The following is a 20,531-nucleotide window of genomic DNA, read 5'->3' as shown; positions in this document are numbered from 1 at the left end:
AGACGGTGACGTGACGCAGGTTGAAGGACATGCTCCTATCGATTAGAGGAGAAAAGAAATGATATTGGTTGGAACAAACAATGATGCTTTCGCATGTCCATAAGATGATTAAATAAACAGGGACAAGTCAAGAACAAAGGGCATGCCTTATTTTGCGGGAAAGGACCGGGTCAGTGGAATAAAATGTGGGTTTGTCATGGGGAAACGTTTTGCCTGTATCTCATGGCCATCGCACATATGTATGGTTACATAGGAAAAAGAGCGGATACAAAATAATCCTTTCTTCCTCCTTCCTAATCCGCCCATGGAGGAGAAGCGTTACCCCATTAAGCGATACAACGAATCAGAAAACGAAGCTAGGAATAACTTCTTCCAAGAAGTGAAGTAGGCAAAAAAAGGTGTGCTCGTCCGTTCGTCGGATCAAGCACACCTACGTCCTGTGAAGCCAGGACGCTTCCGCTTTTCTTATTGTCTAGCTTCAGCGCCCAGACGCTCTGGGTTTCTTCGGTGCAGACAATGAAAGGAAAGAGCACCTTTCTTTGCTGCCCCTCCAGAACCTATCGCGTCTGAGCGGGACGCCTCCGCTTTTCTTATTGTCTAGCTGCAGGCGTCATCGGCTCGAGATCGCTTCAACCCACACTGCGGCGGCAAAGCCACCTTGGCGGGTCTCCAGCGCTTGTCGCCGATAAACAGACGCCTCCGCTTTTCTTATTGATTTCGGGTGTAGGCGTCGGTAGCAAGCTGCATGATCGTCATGTCATCCATCGGTGGGTTGTGAAGTCCTGCTCTGACGTCTCGGTAGTGGCGTTGGAGTGGATTTTCAAGAGACAAGCTTTTCGCTCCTACCACTCTCATGGAGAGGTCGACTGCTTCGAGTGCGTCATTGACGACGGAGTGTTTGACCGCTGCCAATTCGGTTCTCATGTCCATCCGTTCCTCCCGAGAAGAGCGGTCCCATTTGGCGGACACCGAATAAAGGAAATGACGGCTGCGCAACAAGAGCAATTCGGCTTCTCCGATTTTTTGTTTGACGTTTGGAAGCTCGGAAATGGTCCCTTTGATGCTGTTTGGAGAGTAGTCCTGCGCGTAGCGGGCGCTGTAGTCGAGAGCCGCTTCGGCAATCCCTAAATAGCAGACAGGTACATGAAGAAGCCAGCCGGCTGGTTCTTTGCTCCCGGGAACGATTTCTTGGACAAAGTCCTCTTCACGCAGCTCCACGTTCTCTAGAATGAGATCTTCACTTCCTGTCGCGCGCATTCCCAGCATATTCCACGTGTAGTTAATCGACACGCCAGGTAATTCACGGCGGACGAGGAAGTTTCCGACCTTGTCTGTTCCTTCAATGCCGGCACTTACGACGAAATACCTCAAGATCGGCGCAAGTGTGGTGAACGTTTTGCGACCGGTGATCGTCCAGCCGTTGTCCGTTTTCACTGCCGTTGTTTCCGGACGGCCTCCGCGAGTGGGGCTCCCTGTTGCAGGTTCACTTGCTGTATTATTAAGCAACGAGCCATTTGCGACAATGTCTTCGGCAACTTCTCGATACGTTTCTTCGTTCCAGGCGTTATTTTCACCCAGCTGCATGACAATCCCCATGTGCCAGCCGATGGAAAGAGCGGTCGCTCCGTCTGCTTTTGCGATCACTTCCTGCAGCTCAAGCATTTCTTTTAAATTAATTCCGCCGCCTCCGTAAGTTTTCGGAATGGTTAATGCGGGATATTTTATCTCTTGCAAGGTTTCAAAGTTTTCGTGAGGGAAAGTCCCTTCCTTATCATGTTTATCCGCACGTTCGCGGAAGGGTTCTACGTGTTTTTCTAAGAGGGCGATGCGTTCTTCTTGGCTGTGACACTCGAGTAGATTCATTCTCTATCATCCTTCATTTAAATGGTTATCACTTTGATTTTATAGTAACATATTAAGGTTTTCAAAACATACTTTACATATCGGATTTACTATGATAAATTAATTCAAATGATAACGTAAAAAGGTGATGATCCGATGCTTACTGTTTCGAATCTACATAAATATTACGGAGATACTCACGTGCTAAAAGGGATAGATATTGAGGTGAAACAAGGGGAAGTCCTGTCGATTGTCGGTCCCAGCGGTTCGGGAAAAACGACGCTGCTACGCTGCATGAATTATTTAGAAAAACCGAGCAGCGGTCAATTGTCTATTAATAAAGTAGATATTGATGCGAAGCATGTGTCTAAAAAGCAGATTCATACGCTGCGCCAGCAATCGTCCATGGTGTTTCAGCAGTACAACTTGTTTAAAAATAAAACAGCGCTTGAAAACATAACAGAAGGCTTAATGATCGCGAAAAAAATGCCGAAATCAGAAGCGGAAGAAGTAGCAGAATCTTTTTTGAAACAAGTCGGTCTCTCGGAACGAAAACAGGCGTATCCAAATGAATTATCAGGCGGACAACAGCAGCGGGTTGGAATTGCCCGGGCGATGGCGATGAATCCGGCTGTTCTTCTTTTTGACGAGCCCACTTCGGCGCTTGACCCGGAAATTGTTGGTGATATTTTGGCGATTATCAAAGATATTGCGAAACAAGGGATGACGATGGTCATTGTGACACATGAAATAGAGTTTGCGCGCAGTGTTTCCGATCAAGTGGTTTTTATGGATCAAGGAGAAGTCGTGGAAAAAGGGAAGCCGGCGGATGTTCTGGTTCATCCCTCGCATGAACGGACGAAACGTTTCTTAAAACGAATCCATCAAGAGCCCGACTTTATCATTTAGTAGGAGGACGAGGAGATGAAAGCAATCAGAATACTTTTTGTCATGGTAGTCCTTTCTGTACTGATGAGCGGATGTTCGGGTGTACAGGGAACTGCGAATGATGGAAAAGAAATCATCCAGGTCGCTGTCAGCGCGGAAGTCAACCCTCCTTTTCTACGAAACGATGAAAACAATGAACCGACCGGCTATGATATCGAGTATTTAAAAGCAGTAGATGAAAGACTCCCGCAATATGAATTCAAATATGTGTGGGGAGAGGAAGAATCGAATCTCATTGGAGTCGGCGCCGGGAAATTTGATATGGCCATTAATTGGTTTTTCAGTAACCCGGAACGAGAAGAGAAATTTCTATATCCCGAAACACCGTACGGCTATTCCATGACCGGGCTGATTGTTCATAAAGACACAAATAACATTGAGTCGTTGGATGATATGACGGACAAAGAATTGGCTCCCGTCTCCGCAAGCGGCGGACTTCGCTCGATTTTAAACGCGTATAACGAGCAGAATGATCCACCGATTCCTTTAACGACGGTCGATAATCCGTCGAATGAAAATAACTTAAAACGGGTGGAAAGCGGCAGATCCGATGCGGTGTTTCTCAATATTACGACGTTTGAAGCGATCCAAAAAAATCTTCAGCTTGATTTGAAAGTGGGCGGGATCGTATCCAAAGAACCGGTGTATGTCGTGTTTCAACCGGATCACGAGGAACTCGCGGAAGAAATCAATCACGTCACGGAAGAATTAATTGAAGATGGGACACTTCCTGAACTTGCCGAAAAATGGTTTGGAGTGAACTTCTTCGATGATTTAGAAGACATTTCGGTAGAAGGCTTTCAATATGAGTGAGGTGAACGCATATGACATTTGGGCTCAGTGACTGGATCAATATATTGGGGCAAGTGCTCGACCGTTTGCCTCTCACGTTAGCTATGCTTGTCGTTTCTCTTATTTTTGCTATGTTGATCGGTATTGTGATCGCGTTTATCCGCATTGAAAAAATACCTGTTCTCCATCAGCTGGCTACCGTTTATTTGTCGTTCACGAGAAGTACGCCATTGATCGTGCAATTATTTCTCGTATACTTTGGTATTCCGCAGCTTTTATTAACGTTTGGGATCGATATTAATCATTGGTCTCGTTTTGTGTTCGTTGTCATCACGTTCTCTTTACATACAGGCGCTTATTTGTCCGAAGTGTTTCGGTCTTCCTACTTGTCGGTTGGGAAAGAACAGCTCGAAGCCGCGTACAGTGTAGGGATGACGTATCCCCAAGCGTTACGGCGCATTCTTATCCCGCAAGCGTTTCGTGTGGCTCTGCCTAACGTAGGAAACCACACCATTGAACTGTTGAAAGACACGGCGCTCGCATTTACGATCGGTATTATCGATATTATGGGACAAGTCAAACTCATTCTCGGAAACAATTACGGCGTCGGCATGTTTCAAATATATGTAGCGATCGCGGTCGTGTATTGGATTATTTGTATCCTCATCGAATTGGTCATTCTATGGATCGAACGGTCGCAGAGAAAGAAACATGCAGGCATATCGAATTAACGGAAAGAAGGGGCAACTATGGCAGGTATAGATCTACAATTTGCGTTAGAACAGGTGCCTAAGATCTTACAAGGTGTGCCCTATACGTTGTTGGTCACCATTGTTGCGATGATTGTCGGCTTAGTCATCGGAACGATCTTAGCTTTTTTTCGTATATATCGCGTACCGGTACTCCATCAGCTCACTGTTCTCTTCGTGTCTTTTTTCCGAGGCACTCCTTTAATTGTACAATTGTTTGTGTTTTTTTACGGGCTTCCTATGCTCATTCTATCCTTGAATGATACGTTTCAATGGGGGCTCAATCCTGATATCATGTCACCGCTCGTTATTGCACTCATTGCATACAGCATCAACTCTGCTTCTTATTTAACGGAAGTGGTACGAAGCGCCATCCAGTCGGTCGACAAAGGACAGCTGGAAGCCGCGAAGGCTGTAGGAATGACGACATTCCAAGGCATGTACCGGATTATTCTTCCGCAAGCGTTCGTTACGGCACTCCCTAACCTTGGGAACCACTTTATCATGTTAATCAAAGCATCCGCCCTCGCCTTTACTATTGGCATCATGGATGTTTTAGGGATTTCCAGAGTGATTGCAAATGATGGCTACCGGTTTTTAGAAACGTATTTAGTCGCAGCTCTTATCTATTGGCTTCTCAGTATTATTTTTGAAATTATCTTAGCAAGAATAGAAAAGCGGGCCAGAACTTTTGAAGGCCGTGCTAGTAACACCGCATAACTCATCCTTAAGCTTGCATTCCTTCCTTCGTGGAGGTTGCAAGCTTTTTCAATGATTTGGAACTGAGGAAGTTGCTCGAAAGGAGAGGGAAAGGATTAAGGAGGTCAGGGAAGCGTGCGAATGTTACCCGAATCGGGGAGGGAGCCCAGAAAGAAGTCACGCAAGCAGTTGAACCGTGCCCAGAGAGAGGTACATCAAGCAAGGGAGGTCAAGCAAAGAGGAGGAAGTTGCCCGAAAGGAGAGGGAAAGGATTAAGGAGGTCAGGGAAGCGCGCGAATGTTACCCGCAGCGGGGAGGGACTTGGAAAAGAGGTCATGCAAACTTGTAAAACGTATCCAGAATGACAGCCCGTCCTGGCACCACAAGCAAACATAAGCGCTAACGCCCGAGCATACAGTGGTAATAGCAAGAAAAGGCTACATGTTTCAAGGAGGCTGGGTGAACTTAGCAAAAGAAAGGAGGAAAGGACTTGGATGTTCTTTCTATTGTACCTCCGCTTGTTGCTGTAGTACTCGCGATTGTGACGAGGCGTGTGTTGTTATCATTGTTTCTTAGTATTTGGGTGGGCGGCTTGATCGCAGCGAATGGGAATCCATTTGGAGCCGTAGCAGAAACGTTTACGTGGATGAAAGATGTCATGATTGACCCGTGGAATGCAAGGTTTCTCGTATTGATTGCTTTTCTTGGGGCCGGTGCCGCTCTATTATTTAAAACCGGTGGGACCGAAGCACTGATTAAGACGTTTGAAAAAAGAATTACGAATGGAAAACGATCCTTACTGTTTGCGTATATTCTTGGTATTCTCATATTTTTTAACGACTACGTCAATTCGGTGATTGTTGGGAACGCATCGAAAGATTTGAATGCAAGGTACCGAGTGTCTCGGGAAAAACTCGCTTACGTGCTCGATGCTACAGCAGCACCGATGGCGACGATTGGACCGGTTTCCGACTGGATCGGATTTCAAGTCGCTTTGATTGCAGCTTCTTTTGCGTCGCTTAGTTTGACGGATGTGCAGCCGTATGCGATGTTCCTTCAATCGATCCCGTGGAATTTTTACGCGATTCTTTCGTTGCTTGCTGTGTTGACAGTAATCTTAGGGAAAGATTTCGGGCCGATGGCAAAAGCGGAAAAACGGGCACGAGAAACAGGGAAGCTGGTGGACGACGAAGCTGTTCCTTTGTCTTCGGTAGAGCATGACCTCGGGGAGCCGTTTGAGTCGGAACAGAAAGCATCTGTCTGGTATTTCGTTCTTCCTCTCGTTACATTAATTGTCGTTGGGGTCTTTGGATTGTGGTACACCGGGGGCGGCATGGAAGGATTGTCCCTCATGGAAGCGCTGGAAAACACAGATGTGTCCGTGGCACTGACGTGGGCTGCATTTGCGATGACATTGGTCGGTTTTATCATTGGCCTCCGGAGGGGAATGTCGTTAAAAGAATGTGAAGAAACCGTTCTTGCAGGAATTCGTACGATGCTGCCGGCATTGATTATTATGGTACTGGCTTGGTCCATTGGAGCGGTAGTGGACAGTCTCGGGACCGCAGAATTCGTCGTACGTTTGACAGAAGGTTGGATGACAACAAGCTTATTGCCGCTGCTAATTTTCGTCATTGCCATGTTTATTTCATTTGCTACCGGGACGTCTTGGGGCACGATGACTATTCTCACCCCTATTGCCGTACCTCTCGCATTTACGATTAGCGGTGTTGAATTTATCCCGATTGTGATTGGAGCCATATTTGCCGGAGCCATTTTTGGAGATCACATTTCTCCTATTTCCGATACGACCGTCATGGCATCTATTTTCGCTGGATCCGACCACATTGCACACGTGACAACTCAAATTCCATATGCGCTCGTTACCGCATCTGTTGCCGGATTGTTGTACATTCTTTCCGCATTTATCGGCAGTGTGATCGTGCTCCTTCTTATTGGGATTGTACTCCAAACGTTTCTGTTCCGTTTCTTCGGACGGCGATCTTTTTATAATTAACAATTCAACATGATAAGGACTTCCGAAATGAAGCGGAAGTCCTTTTATTATTCTCCTAGAACGGAGCGAAACGCTTCACCCTCTCCGCGCCAGTAAGTACCCTCTGTGGGCCTTTCATACATGCCATCATGAAGCTGCCGCCTGGCCTTGTTTTCATGAGTCAAAAGGCTTAAAAGATGGCGAGGAAATGTACAAAAATTAAGCATTTTAATGAAACGGACATCCGCGACTTTACAACGAAGGCCTCTAAAAGTATTCAGCAGGCGGAGCTTACATGGAACGATAATACAGTGTTACACGTGAAACAATCCGGGAGAGTCGCTGGCTTTCTATATAAACAATATGAAGTCCAAGCTGTCCCATTTGATATCTATGTCACAAGCAACGTGAAAGATACAAATGTCACGTTAATGGAGGAAGAGTAGACTGTCAAAGAGGCGGATAAGGAAGAAAAAATAGGACGTTTTTACCCGGGTCAGTGGGAAGGAACCGCGTCGTTTGAAACAGAATACAGCGACGGAGAAGTATCTTTTCAGCCAGATTTCAGCGCTGCTCGTAACAATGAGCTGTATGAGTCCGTGTCGTTTGATGCCAATCTTCTATACGTAGATGGAGATCAGCCGGATGCTCGCGTGTATGTTAATGGAAAAGACACAGGAGTAACTTTAGCAAATGCAGATACGCTCGGTCCGATGATGAAAGACGGGTCTGTCACTGTTTCCGCTGTCTATCATTCTCCGGACGCCGGCAGATTAGAATCGAATGAAGTCGTGTTACAGAATGATGACTCCATCTGGCTCGAGTTTCCGGAAGTAGAAAAGAAGGAAGAAGAGCCGGCTTATGCCGAAGGATCTGAGCCGCCGACGCAGGAAGAAGCGCCAGCGGTGGAAGAATTACCGGTAGAAGAAGCAGCCGTTTCTTTTACAGAGAGTGACGTGGCCCAATTTACGGAAAACTACCTGCACTATTCCGTAGAAGCGATGAATGTCGGAAGCTTTGACATGGTCAAACATTTCCATGATCCGATGGGAAAAACATACAAAGAATCCAGTGAATATATCGATTACATCGTCGAGAAAGGAATCACCGAAGATCTCGTGTACACGACCGTTCATGACGTTCAAAACAACGGAGATTCCTACCATGTTGTCGTTGAGGATGCGTATAATATTTTCTACAACGACGGCACAGCGACATACAAAGAATTCTTGTCCACGTTTAAAGTGACTGAAAAAAATGGGGAGCTCTTTATTCACGAGCTGCTCGAGCTTGAAGAATTGCGCTCCGAAGATATTCACTAACCAATCAGAAAAACGTCTCCTGTCTCGCCATTGCAGCGAGTGGAGACGTTTTTTGATGTTGGTTTCTGCAGATGGGGACAAAAAGAATCCTTAAGAAATGTTTTCGTTAGGATACGCATAGAGATAAAGAAAGTGTGCGAATGAGCATGTTGACTTGTGGTCAATTCACTATCTGTCTATCTATCCAACCGGTTCCCCCGACAACAGGAGCCCAGCAATAACAAAGAGGAGGATTGAAAACAAAGCAGGCAGGGAAACCTATCCGTAGACCAAACTCAAGAAGGAGAGGTGGATAGAATGGGATTTATTCTATTTTTAATTATTGGTGGTATTATTGGCTGGATTGCCGGCCTTATCCTTGGGAAAGACATACCCGGTGGTATCATTGGTAATATTGTTGCCGGTATTATCGGGTCTTGGATCGGAGGCAGCCTGTTTGGCAGTTGGGGACCGGCCGTTGGAGGTATTGCCATCGTACCTGCCCTCGTCGGCGCCATCATTTTCATCGTCATTTTAAGCTTAATATTACGTGTAATCCGCCAATAATAAGCGTACAGAAAGAAGACTGCAGGAGAGGAATGAATGATGTTCTAGATGAGAAAATAGTAATCATACACCAAATAGGAGTACCAATCGCATAGCGTTTCGTACTCCTATTTTTATTGATATTTTGGAAAGAATTTAGAACAAGCTTATTCAACTCCATAGGCGCAAATCGGGCGTTATAGATGGTGCTCGGTTTTTACTTATAATGCCAAGGCAATTATTATACTACCTTCTGTTATCAAACATAAATGTTATAATGAAGTTACCTGGATAAGAGAGGGATGATACCATTGGCAATGGAAGACTCAAAAGCAAGAGTTGGAATAAATCCTGAGTTCTTACCGTTTTTAAAAGGGAAAAATGTGCATTCGATTGACGAGGATGTTAATTTGTCACTAGCCATATATTTATTTACTGCAAAAAAATTAACACTGGCGCGTGCAGCCGAACTTTGCGGGAAAAGCTTATCAGATTTTATTCAAATCTTAATGGATCACAATATTCATTGGGCAGAGTACACAAAGGAACATAAAGAACAGGATGACGAAACAATTGAATGGATACTAAAAGAAGATGGTAGACAAACAAAATGATAGCAATATGTAATACTAGCCCTATTATTGGTTTGTCTATCATTGGACGACTTGATTTACTCTGGGAACTGTTTAATTTTACTACAGGCGGATACTTCCCTTCCTCACAGGTATACAAGCCAATCATACCCCCTTACGCGTCATATGTAGTGAACGAACAGAACTCGCAGATTCGCCGAAGGTCAATAATTATAAAAAATAACCATAAATAAATGACCTTTTTACCGTGCGCAACCTCCCGTTTATATCCTCAAGTTTAATATTAGACTATCAATGAATATAAGAATAGGACAATATTTGTTGCGAAAAGTAAAACTATTTCAACGAATGAGTTGACAGAGTGTAAGATTTCAGAAAATACAAAATAAGGTATAGTTAAAGTAATCCCTAAAAAGGGAGTAAAGGAGGATAGGGGAACATACAAAAAATATAATCGGGAGGGATAGTATGGAAAATAAAGATCAACGGTTAAGATCACCAGACTTGTTTCCGATTGGAAGCGCAGAACGGAATATCGGTACATTCGGTTTTGCCATCATGTGGGTTGGGATGGCAGTTGTACTTGCGGCATTTGCGATGGGAGGCGATGGCGTTGTCACTCTTCCTCTCGGATGGGTTATTGTCGCTTCTCTAATCGGCTGTTTTCTTATTGGCCTTGTCATTACGATAGTAGGAGATATTGGTGTAGAACACGGTCTGTCGTTTCCGGTCTATATGCGGGCACCTTTTGGAACTTCAGGAACGCATATCCCGTCTATCGTCCGTGCGATAACCGCTTCGATTTGGTTTGGTATTAATACCTATTTTGGCTCCACCGCCATGAATGGGATATTGAATATCTTAACAGGATTTGATAATTGGGTACTCTGTTTCGCCATTTTTGCTACTGTTCAAATCATCAACACGGCCATTGGTATTAAAGCGATTGAACGTTTTGCGGACGTTGCGGCGCCGATCATTATTCTTATTTCCATTTGGATTTATTATGTATTATCCGGGCAGGCAGCAAGTAATGGCACGAATGTATGGAGTATCGAAGCTGTGGAAGCTCCAGCCACTACAGGGGTAGAAGTGTTTAATGGTTTTATGCTTGTTATTTTAGCCGTATTAGGGTTCTGGTCAACGCTAGGAAATGACATCCCATCCATATCACGGTTTATTAAAGGACCGAAGCATGAAAGAAACTGGTTCAAGCGTAACAAAGGCACCATTGTAGGTACTCTCATTACAATGCCTATTGTTCAGACATTTATGGTAGCCATCGGTGGCGTTTCTTATATCGCATTAGGAAACTATGATCCGGTCGTAGCCTTACAAGAGTCTGCATCTGGACTAGTGCTCGCCATTCTACTCTTAATGATTATTCTCGCTCAATGGTCTACAAACACAGCCGCAAACGTAGTGCCGGCTGCCACGATCTTTTCCAATGTAGGCGGACCGAAAGTGCCTTTCTACGTTGGTGTTGTCATCGCCGGTATCGTTGGTACACTTGCTCAGCCATGGGCTTTGTTTAGTGTGCTGAGTCCATTCCTTCTTTATAGCGGAGCGATTTTATCCGGTGTCATCGGGATCCTTATTGTAGATTATTATATTATACGGAAGAGACGCGTGAATGTTCCTGACTTGTATCGGAGCGAAGGGCAATACCGATATAACAATGGCGTGAACCTCGCCGGCTACATCTCCTGGATTCTTGGAGGAGGACTCGCTCTTATTTTTGTGAATTACTCTTTCTTCGTTGGTTTCTTTGTAAGCGCTATCGCTTATTATTTCCTTGCGAAGCACTGGTACTTTAGGAAATTTAAGCAAGCTGAAGTGGAAGATCCGGATGACGAGAAGTATTTGGCCCTTACTGTAGGAAAAGACTGGGTCATTGATGAGAAAGATGATTCGGAGAAAGACAACATTGCGAGCGTCTAACATAGGAATGATATCGGAACCTTGGTTAATTATAGCCGAGGTTCTTTTTTTGTCTTTTTCGATAAAGGGTAGCGGTCTCGCTCCAATCTGATGATCCATCGCTACAAGTGATGACGGGTCCTTTGCTGTAAGTCTCCCCCCTTTGTGTGATGAAAAAGTCCGCCCTTCCCGCAAATGCGGACGCAGGGGTTTTCGTGTTTTTTCTCGTCCTACTGTTTCCTTCCCGGGCCTATGGGGAGAAAGTCTACCACTATTGAAGGTCGGAAGCATTTTTCCCTCGGATGGTGTGAGTTTGTCCTATCTCTTAGATTCTCTTAGTTGCGAAAAAGGGCCGGATCGACTATCATTAATGACAACTAGATGATAAACAGGGATTTCGAATTAGGACAAAAGATGTGAATAACATTCGGAAGATTCAGGATCCCCGCCTCTGTATCGGAAGGAGGAGCTGGATTGGCAAAAGTGAACTTACAACGTATTACGGTCGGCGATTTTTTAAAACGCCCTTTTTTTAAAAAGGCAGAAGTCATCGCCAGTCCCTCGGCATTACAGAGAGATGTCACATGGGTACATATCATGGACTCGACAAACGTGGAACATTTGCTGAATGGGGGAGAACTCATTCTGTCTACGGGGCTCGGTTGGAAAGAGGATGATGAAATATGTCTCTCTTTTCTGCGTCAGCTGATTGACAGTCAGTGTGCCGGGCTTTGTGTAGAACTGGTGACCTATACAAAACAGCTGCCGGAAGCCGCCATTCAATTAGCGAAAGACAATGATTTTCCATTAGTATTGTTTTATGAGGAAGTACGGTATATTGACATTACACAGGACCATTATGCTATTTTTTTGAATTATCACCACAAAATGGTAACCGAATTAGAACGATTATCCGCGCTTTTAAATGATTCTCTTCTGTCAGGGAAAGATCACATTTCTCTTCTGAAAGAGTTTTATCAATTCACAGGGTTGTCCCTGTTGTTTGAGCCGAAGCAAGGCGAACCGCTTCGTTTCCCTGCTAAAATAAGTGATGCGAAAAAACAAACGATGGCGACCGAAACAAGGTCTATTAAAGTGATGAACCATACGATTGCTCATTTGACGGTGTATTCAGAGAAGGAATTCGATGAATTTCAGCGCTTGGCTACGGACCGGGTAGAAATTGCGCTCGCGCAAGAATTAATGCGGTCGATGTATGTCGAAGAAAGGAAAAGCAGGAAAGAAGAAATGTGGCTGCAGCGCTGGTTGACAGGGGACTACAAGGAAGATGACATCCGTTTGCAGTTACAATCTATGTACCCGGATGATACCTTTTCCTCGTTAATTGTTTGCTTGGGACACCGGAACAATGATACAACGACGATGATAGGAAACACCATGATTACCCGCTCTTTATTTGAAGATCGGGACTTTACCTTAATCACGACTCCGTATCAACAGCAAACAGTCTATTTATTATTAATTAGAAAAGACGTACCTACTCCTCAGCTTTATGACAGTATTAGGGAAGTTTTTGAAATCCTAAAAGAAGACAGAATCCTGGATACTTACGCGATCGGTCAGCCTCAGAACCAATTAAACAAGCTTCGTTTCAGCTATCAAAGCGCCCAAATGGTCTTGGCGATTCATAGGCGGTTTGGCAGCTCGATTTCTCCCTTTTATGATGACCTTCATATTCATCGTATCGTTTATCATATGGATAATAACCATTACTTGGAGTCCTACGTGCAGGAATACTTACAGGGCCTTATTCAATATGATGAGCGAAAAAACAGCCAGCTGTTACGAACGTTAAAAGTGTACCTGCGCTCAAACGGAAACAAGCAAGAGACAGCAAAAGAGCTGTTCATCGTTAGACAAACGTTGTATCATCGACTGCGAAAAATCGAAGACATTCTTGGGTCTGATTTTTTTGATTACCATAAACGGTTAGCGTTAGACATTGCCCTATTAGGCTATGAATATTTGTATAGTCCTTTAAGTGATTAGTAGAAAAGCCAACTTGACTTTATAGTATATACTTAAGGGAAGAGGAGGTTTTGCAAATGGGTATTGGAGTGATTTCACCGTATGCTGCCTTCACGGAAAGTGTGAAGAAAAGCGCTGCCGAATGGAATATCCCGATTGAGATTGGGGAAGGAGCTTTAAACCGGGGGCTATACAACGCTCGTAAGTTGATTGAAAACCATGGGGTAAATGTAATTGTGGCACGAGGAGCGACGGCGACCTTTTTGGAGGAGAAATTAGACATCCCTGTCGTAAAAGTGACGTTTACGAATTACGATTTGTTGAAAGTATTTAAGCAAGCGAAGGACGTATCCTCTCATATTACGTTTATTGATCATTATGATCACGAGCCTATGACCGACCTCTCTTTTATGGAAGATATGTTAGACATTACGATTGATTTAAAGCAATATCAGGACGAAAAAGAAATTACAGAACATTTAAATAATATGGATACCGACCGGGAACCCGTGTTAGTCGGCACTGCTCAATGTGTCGCGCGTTCTGCGACGAAAAAAGGCATGAAAGCATTCATTGTGAATTCAAGTGATTTAGCAATCGCAGACGCGTTAAAACGAGCACATGAATTATCTGATTTGTACAAAAAGGAAAAGCTCCATCAGGCACACTTGGAGACGATTATTTCCAATGCTTTCGACGGAGTCATTGCAACGAACGCCTCCGGGAAAGTGATTGTTTACAACGACATTGCCCGGGATGTCTTGGGGATTAAAAAAGAAAATATATTAGGGCGTTATATTGAAAAGTCGACGCATCCTTATGTACGAAAAGTGTGGGGACATGGAGAGACAGTCAGCCGAGGCATCATCACCCTTGGTGAAAAGAGATACGTCATTAATCGGATCCCGCTCGCTTCGTTTGAAAACAGCATCGTTATTACGTTCCAGGAAATTGACCAATTGATGGATTTAAACTCGGAAGTGCGAAGTCGCTTGCATCACCGCCGTTTCTACGCGAAGCATACGTTCGAGGATATTATTTATACAAGCAGTCTTATGAAAGGGACGGTGCAAATCGCAAATGAATACAGTAAATCCGAGTGCGCGGTGTTAATTCAAGGAGAAAGCGGGACGGGAAAAGAACTGTTTGCGCAAAGCATTCACAACGCCAGCACACGCCGTGACGGTCCATTTATTGCGATAAACTGTGCGGCCCTCCCGTCCAACTTGTTAGAAAGTGAGCTTTTCGGCTACGAAGAAGGGTCTTTCACAGGCGCGAAGAAAGGCGGAAAGTCTGGCTTGTTTGAGATGGCTCACCAAGGAACCCTGTTTTTGGATGAGATCGGCGAGCTTCCTGTCGAGCTGCAGACGAGATTGCTTCGTGTGCTGCAGGAGAAAGAAGTAATGAGAGTCGGCGGTCAAAAAATTATTCCGGTTGACGTGCGCGTCATTTCAGCGACCAATAAAAATTTATTTGAATCCATCGCGGCCCATGAATTTCGCGAAGATCTCTATTATCGTTTAAATATTTTACAAGTGAACGTTCCACCGCTTCGAAAGCGCAAAGATGATATACCGGATCTTATTACGTTTATTTGGAAAAAGAAAAGCGATCAGCCGCTGCAAGTCAGTAACTCCATGTGGGATAAACTCATGGCCTATCACTGGCCTGGAAATATTCGCGAGCTTGAAAACGTAGTAGAGCGCATGCAGATTTTAGCGAGCAGCTCTGTTCTAAACTCAGAAGACTTTATTTTTAACCACTCGCAGCAACCTCAGCCACAGTCAGGCACCGCAGCCTCTATGGATGACGACCATCTTCAAGTGAAGATCGGGGCGATGAAAGAAATGGAAAAAGACATTATTCAACAATTGGATGAACGGTTTGACGGCAACAAACAACAAATCGCGAATATCCTCGGAGTGAGTCGAACGACATTATGGAAAAAGTTGAATGTGGAACATACAAAAGCGAACTAGTTCATTTTTTGAACGCAGGTGTTAAGAAAGTGAACATCACCGAATAACAAAAAAGGAAGCGCTTTCTTAAAGGAAGAATGGAAAACTCTTGATAAGAGTGCATTCTTCCTCTTTTTTTTGAAATTTTTCTAAGTTGGCACGCTTATTGCAATTATATAGGGTGTCATCATCAAAATAATTTTTAACAACAATCAGGAGGTTGAATCACATGGATCATTTCTTGAACCCACCACAGCCGGAAGAATTGAATTTGGAGAACGTTAAGTATGAAAAGAAAGATATGGTTGCAACGGTTACGATCAATCGTCCTCGCGTATATAACTGTTTAAATTTCCAGACTCTCCGGGAAATGACGAGAGCTTTTGAAATCGCTTCCTGGGACGACGAAGTTGGAGTGGTCGTGTTGACTGGTGCCGGAGATAAAGCATTTTGTACCGGTGCTGATATGAAGGAACAGAACAATGAAATTTTGGAACGTCCTCGTAACTATTGGAAATGGATGGGTGCGTTTATTGAAGCCCATGATAAGTTGATGAATATTGGGAAGCCGACCATCGCTCGTTTGAACGGAATGACTGTTGGAGGCGGAAACGAATTCAACATGAACTGTGACCTTGCGATTGCTGCGGATCACGTATACATCCGTCAAGTCGGTAACTCTCATGGTAGTGTTGCTGCGGGCGGCGCGACACAATGGCTGCCGCTTATCGTTGGAGACCGCCGCGCTCGTGAAATCTTGTGGCTGAATGAAGAAATCAGCGCAGAAAAAGCACTCGACTGGGGCTTAGTGAATGAAGTGGTCCCTTACAACCAGCTCGATGACGCCGTTGATAACATGGCGAAAAAGCTCCTTCAGAAGCTGCCTGAGTGTGTGCGTTACACGAAAGAACAAACGAACTTCTGGAGAAAAATGTCCTTTAATCAGACAGTGGGACATGCGCGTGACTGGCTGACTGTTCACACAGGTGCATACGAGACACATGAAGCAATGCGCGCCTTTAATGAAAAACGTAAGCCGGATTATGATATGCTTCGCCAGCGTATGGCTACAAATGATTCTTACGAGCATCTCTGGGGTGCGCCGATGCTTGAGTGTAACGAATGTGGCACAAAAGATATTCCAGAGCACTTTAAGCATTGCGGAAACTGCGGAGCGCCACTCAATAAATAAAGCCGATGCGTTCAGACAAGCTGGGGAATTCTCCCTAGCTTCTGCCGCCCGGCGGATTCACACGTTAGGTCCACAATGACATAGAAAATGAGGTGAATGGATTGAAAAAATCCCGATCAGAACAAGTCGCCAATTGGTACAGCCGTTATTTCCCGGACGCTTTTATATTTGCACTTGTGCTCACGATTATTGCCATGCTATTGTCCTTATTCTTAACAGAGAGCAGTGTCGGGGAAGTAATGGATCATTGGTTTGCCGGATTTCCTTGGCTATTCGAATTTGCCTTCCAGCTTATGTTCACCTATGCTGCGGCATTGGTGCTCGTAGATACTCCGGTCGTTCAAAAATACGTAAAAAAGACTGCGAATCTTGTGAAAACTCCTATGACTGCTTATGTAACAACCAGTGTAGTCGGTGCGCTTACTTCTTTCATCGGCTGGTACATTGGACCAGTAGTTACCGCTATTTTTGCGAGATCCGTAGGTCGTGAAATTCCAGGAGTCGATTACCGATTAATTTCAGCAATTGCTTATTCTTCTTTCACTATTTCACTAACTGGAATTTCGGGCACTATTCCACTGTTTGTCGCTACCGAAGGAGAATTTACGGATGTGATCGGCGGGATTGTTGGTCTCGAGCAGACAACATTCTCTACGTTGAATATCGTTTCTGCGATCGCAATCATTATTACAACAACCATCATTTATATGGTGATTGCAAAAAACAAAACAGATATTGTCACATTTCATGATTTGGCAACACCGGAGTTTAAAGCAGCGGAAGAGCAGGCAGGCGCTGTAGACCCGGATGAGTCGAATGTTTCGGTAGAAGAGATAGAAGAGAAGTCATTTGCAGATAAAGTAAACACGTTTCGTCCATTGATCCTCATTGTAGGGATCGTAGGGCTTGTGTATTTGATTTATTTCTTAGGAAGAGAAGGGCTTGGCGGACTAAACTTAAACACAGTCGCCTTCATTGCATTAGTGATGGGACTGCTCGTTCAAAAAGATGCGGTCAGTTACGCGAGGTCATTTTCGAAAAACTTAATTGCGACAGGCTCGATCGGACTTCAATTCCCGATTTACGGAGGAATTGCGTCGATACTAGTCGGTACAGGTCTGGCTGCTACTATTACGGATGCAATTGTAAGCGTATCCACGGAAGTGACATTTCCAGTATTAGCGTTTTTGACTACCGGTTTGTTGAACTTGTTTGTACCGTCAGCGGGATCGCAATTCACAGCAACCGCTACGTTCTGGATGCCGGCAGCAGAGACACTCGGCGTCGATTCGATCCGTACCATTATGGCGATTACGTATGGTGATATTTGGACAAACCTGATCCAGCCATTCTGGGCACTGCTTTACTTCCCAATTTTAGCAGTCGGGACGAACCTGAAAGTAAGAGACTTTATGGGTTACTGTCTGCCAGTGCTCATTGCCGTCGGCGTCATTTGGATACTATCCTTACTGTTTTTACCTGTTTAATTCTAAGATCAAACATTATTGGAGGGTTTCCTCGTGGAAAAAACTACCAAAACAGAGATTCCTTATTACTACAAATCTATCGACTGGGACCGATTAGTCAGCGAATATGAACCACCCATTGAATTCATGGAAGGGACATGGAAATGGTCGCGTGATCAAATTGAAACAACACAGCTCAAGCGTCTGAAGGAAACATTAGAGCGTGGAAGTAAGATTCCATTTTTCCAAAAGTTGTGGGCGAAACATGACTTCGACCCAAGCGACGTTAAGTCACTTGAAGATATGCACAAAATCCCACAGTACACGATCGATGATATTCGGGAAAGCATCGAAAGAAAGCCGCCATTTGGTGATTACCAAAGTCTTTTATTCGAAGATGCAGCGCACACCCCGCTTCGTTTTTATACGAGTGGCGGAACGACAGGGGCCCCGCGTCCAACGATTTATTCACAGTGGGATCGTGAAGTCGGTGCCATCCTAAGCGCGCGAACCTTTTATTTACAAGGCATTCGTCCGGGAGATGCGGTCATTAATGCTTGGGCGTATTCCACTCACAATGCCGCTTGGATAATGGATCATGCGTTATGGCACTGGAACGGTGCGATTCCGATTACGACAGGGACCGGCAACGTCACGCCGACTCAGAAACAAGTAGAATTCGCGAAAAACTATGGTGCTGCTGCGATTACAGCGACATCCGATTATTTACTCCATATTGCCGAAACGGCGAAGAAAATGGGCTATGACCCGAAAACAGACTTTAATTTTAAAACGATGCTTTCCTTCGGGGATACGAAAGCGGTGGAAGAAGCATTCGGCATACCCGCGTATGATTCCTATGCGTTCCATGAAGTGCAGTACGTCGCGGCGGAATGTCCAGCAAAACAAGGACTTCATATTTTCGAAGATGCGTTCATCGTCGAAGTATGTGATTTCGAAACAGGTGAACCGCTTCCACCAGGACATCGCGGTAATATCGTCGTCACTTGTCTCTATAAAACAGGAACACAGCAGATTCGCTACAACATCCAAGACATTTCCGGCATGTATGAAGAGTACGAGTGTGAGTGCGGCAGTGTTCACAAGCGTCTCGAGTATTTCCAAGGTCGAAGCGACACGATGGTTAAACTGCGCGGCGTCAATGTGTGGCCGGAAGCGTGCGGGAAAATCATTCAAGAACATGATTATTTGAACGGTGAGTATTTCTGCTACGTGGAACGTGTGAAGCCAGAAGGAAAACCAGCTCGTGATGAAATGACAATTATGGTAGAAACAAAAGCACAGGAAACCGACTCCTATAAAGTGCAGCAGGAAGTAGTGGAATTGCTTAAACAAAAAGTAGGTGTTCAAATCAACGTAGAAGTCGTGGCACCAGATTCTTTACGAGAAAAAACAGGGCACGGCGAACGAGCAAAACTAAAACGTTTTGAAGACCGCAGATAGGAGGTAGTCCGGTGAAAGCAATCGTACTAGAAGAGCATGGAGATATTAGTCAGCTCCAATACAAAGAAAAAGGACGCAAACAAGAGCTGGCGAGTGATGAAATATACGTGGAGATTAGATATTGTGCGTTAAACCATCTCGATCTATGGCTGAGAAAAGGGGGGACAGGAGACAAGTTTAACCTTCCTACTGTACCCGGCAGTGACATTTCCGGCGTAGTTGCGGAAACAGGGGCAGATGTGACCCATGTGAAAAAAGGAGACGCGGTTCTCATCTATCCGGGTGTCAGCTGCGGCCACTGTGAAATGTGTGCCAACGGTTGGGAAACCCGTTGCCCGGAATTTCAAATTATCGGCTACCAGCGCGACGGAGGGTATGCGGAAGGAGTCGTTGTTCCAAGCAAGAATGTTCTCCGCATCCCTTCTGACTATATGGATCAATGGGCCGCTGTTCCGATTTCTTACGTGACAGCTTGGAACGCCCTCGTCACAAAAGGCGGACTGAACGTGAATGACACGGTTGCGGTATGGGGAGCAGCAGGAGGTCTTGGTTTTGCCGCTCTTTCTATCGTCCGCGGCTTTGGGGCCGAAGCGATTGCGATCGTCGGGTCCGAAGAGAAAAAAGCATTTTTACGAGAACGCGGGTTTGACGGCCATGTCGTCGTCCGCTCGGATGACATCTTGAAAGACATCCGTTCGATTGCGAAAAAAGGAGTCAGTCTCGTTTTAGATCAAGCGGGCCGGGCCACATGGAACCATAGCTTAAAAATGCTCGGACGCGGTGGCAGACTCGCGTGTTGCGGCATTACAACTGGACCGAAAACAGAAACAGACCTTCGATACATTTTCGGAAAACAATTATCGATTTCGGGTTCTTGGATGGGAGACAAAAAAGATCTGCTCGAAGTCATCACCTTTTTGGAAAGACAGCCAGAGCTGCTACCGTATATCGACCGCACCTATCCACTAAAAGAAGCCGGAGACGCCCAGAAATTCGTAGAAGAAGGCAACCACAACGGCAAAGTACTGTTAGAGATATAGAAAAGCGAAATTTATGGAAGTTCGGCTAAAGGCGTC

At 44.9% G+C, this 20,531-nt stretch carries 17 protein-coding genes; 16 read left to right on the top strand and 1 reads right to left on the bottom strand.

The genetic code is table 11. The annotated features are described in order from the left end of the window. Window positions 1-708: 708 nt before the first annotated feature. Window positions 709-1,863, bottom strand: coding sequence for an acyl-CoA dehydrogenase family protein (locus tag BM095_RS06245; protein ID WP_091659015.1), 1,155 nt, complete (start codon window positions 1,861-1,863; stop codon window positions 709-711). A 135-nt stretch (window positions 1,864-1,998) separates the two neighbouring features. Here BM095_RS06245 and BM095_RS06240 point away from each other — a divergent pair, with 135 nt between their 5' ends. The 16 genes from BM095_RS06240 (at window position 1,999) to BM095_RS06160 (ending at window position 20,495) form a co-directional block, all read left to right on the top strand. Then, entirely contained in the window at window positions 1,999-2,751 is a 753-nt protein-coding gene (locus tag BM095_RS06240) for an amino acid ABC transporter ATP-binding protein (RefSeq protein ID WP_091659013.1), read from the top strand. A gap of 15 nt (window positions 2,752-2,766) precedes the next feature. Next, window positions 2,767-3,603: an amino acid ABC transporter substrate-binding protein gene (locus BM095_RS06235; protein WP_091659010.1), complete on the top strand. Its 837-nt coding sequence runs from the start codon at window positions 2,767-2,769 to the stop codon at window positions 3,601-3,603. Window positions 3,604-3,614: 11 nt separating this feature from the next. Then, window positions 3,615-4,313 carry an amino acid ABC transporter permease gene (locus tag BM095_RS06230; RefSeq protein ID WP_091659008.1) on the top strand — a complete coding sequence of 233 codons (699 nt, stop codon included), beginning with the start codon at window positions 3,615-3,617 and terminating at the stop codon, window positions 4,311-4,313. Between the two features lie 18 nt (window positions 4,314-4,331). Further along, window positions 4,332-5,051: an amino acid ABC transporter permease gene (locus BM095_RS06225; RefSeq protein ID WP_091659005.1), complete on the top strand. Its 720-nt coding sequence runs from the start codon at window positions 4,332-4,334 to the stop codon at window positions 5,049-5,051. A gap of 469 nt (window positions 5,052-5,520) precedes the next feature. Then, window positions 5,521-7,047, top strand: a complete 1,527-nt coding sequence (locus tag BM095_RS06215) for a Na+/H+ antiporter NhaC family protein (protein ID WP_091658999.1) — start codon at window positions 5,521-5,523, stop codon at window positions 7,045-7,047. A gap of 176 nt (window positions 7,048-7,223) precedes the next feature. Then, the gene (locus tag BM095_RS06210) at window positions 7,224-7,472 is read left to right on the top strand and encodes a hypothetical protein (RefSeq protein WP_091658996.1); all 249 of its coding nucleotides are present in this window, start codon (window positions 7,224-7,226) and stop codon (window positions 7,470-7,472) included. Window positions 7,473-7,625: 153 nt separating this feature from the next. Continuing rightward, window positions 7,626-8,348 (top strand): TcaA NTF2-like domain-containing protein, encoded by a 723-nt coding sequence (locus BM095_RS06205; RefSeq protein WP_091658994.1) that lies wholly within the window; start codon window positions 7,626-7,628, stop codon window positions 8,346-8,348. Window positions 8,349-8,645: 297 nt separating this feature from the next. Further along, on the top strand, window positions 8,646-8,894 hold the full coding sequence (locus tag BM095_RS06200) for a GlsB/YeaQ/YmgE family stress response membrane protein (RefSeq protein ID WP_091658992.1): 249 nt from the start codon (window positions 8,646-8,648) through the stop codon (window positions 8,892-8,894). A 296-nt stretch (window positions 8,895-9,190) separates the two neighbouring features. Beyond that, entirely contained in the window at window positions 9,191-9,487 is a 297-nt protein-coding gene (locus BM095_RS06195; protein ID WP_245757844.1) for a UPF0175 family protein, read from the top strand. Window positions 9,488-9,934: 447 nt separating this feature from the next. Then, window positions 9,935-11,407, top strand: a complete 1,473-nt coding sequence (locus BM095_RS06190; RefSeq protein ID WP_091658987.1) for an NCS1 family transporter — start codon at window positions 9,935-9,937, stop codon at window positions 11,405-11,407. Window positions 11,408-11,869: 462 nt separating this feature from the next. Beyond that, window positions 11,870-13,396 (top strand): PucR family transcriptional regulator, encoded by a 1,527-nt coding sequence (locus BM095_RS06185; protein WP_245757843.1) that lies wholly within the window; start codon window positions 11,870-11,872, stop codon window positions 13,394-13,396. A 56-nt stretch (window positions 13,397-13,452) separates the two neighbouring features. After that, the gene (locus BM095_RS06180; protein ID WP_091658982.1) at window positions 13,453-15,354 is read left to right on the top strand and encodes a sigma 54-interacting transcriptional regulator; all 1,902 of its coding nucleotides are present in this window, start codon (window positions 13,453-13,455) and stop codon (window positions 15,352-15,354) included. Between the two features lie 208 nt (window positions 15,355-15,562). Beyond that, window positions 15,563-16,525, top strand: a complete 963-nt coding sequence (locus tag BM095_RS06175; RefSeq protein ID WP_091658980.1) for an enoyl-CoA hydratase/isomerase family protein — start codon at window positions 15,563-15,565, stop codon at window positions 16,523-16,525. A gap of 101 nt (window positions 16,526-16,626) precedes the next feature. Next, window positions 16,627-18,012 carry a TIGR00366 family protein gene (locus BM095_RS06170; protein WP_177194719.1) on the top strand — a complete coding sequence of 462 codons (1,386 nt, stop codon included), beginning with the start codon at window positions 16,627-16,629 and terminating at the stop codon, window positions 18,010-18,012. A gap of 33 nt (window positions 18,013-18,045) precedes the next feature. Then, on the top strand, window positions 18,046-19,455 hold the full coding sequence (locus BM095_RS06165; protein WP_091658974.1) for a phenylacetate--CoA ligase family protein: 1,410 nt from the start codon (window positions 18,046-18,048) through the stop codon (window positions 19,453-19,455). An 11-nt stretch (window positions 19,456-19,466) separates the two neighbouring features. Next, window positions 19,467-20,495: an alcohol dehydrogenase catalytic domain-containing protein gene (locus tag BM095_RS06160; protein ID WP_091658972.1), complete on the top strand. Its 1,029-nt coding sequence runs from the start codon at window positions 19,467-19,469 to the stop codon at window positions 20,493-20,495. The last annotated feature ends 36 nt before the right edge of the window (window positions 20,496-20,531 follow it).

This window comes from Alteribacillus iranensis, assembly GCF_900113025.1.
Lineage (GTDB): Bacteria > Bacillota > Bacilli > Bacillales > Marinococcaceae > Alteribacillus_A > Alteribacillus_A iranensis.
This window is presented reverse-complemented; position numbering and strand designations above follow the sequence as displayed.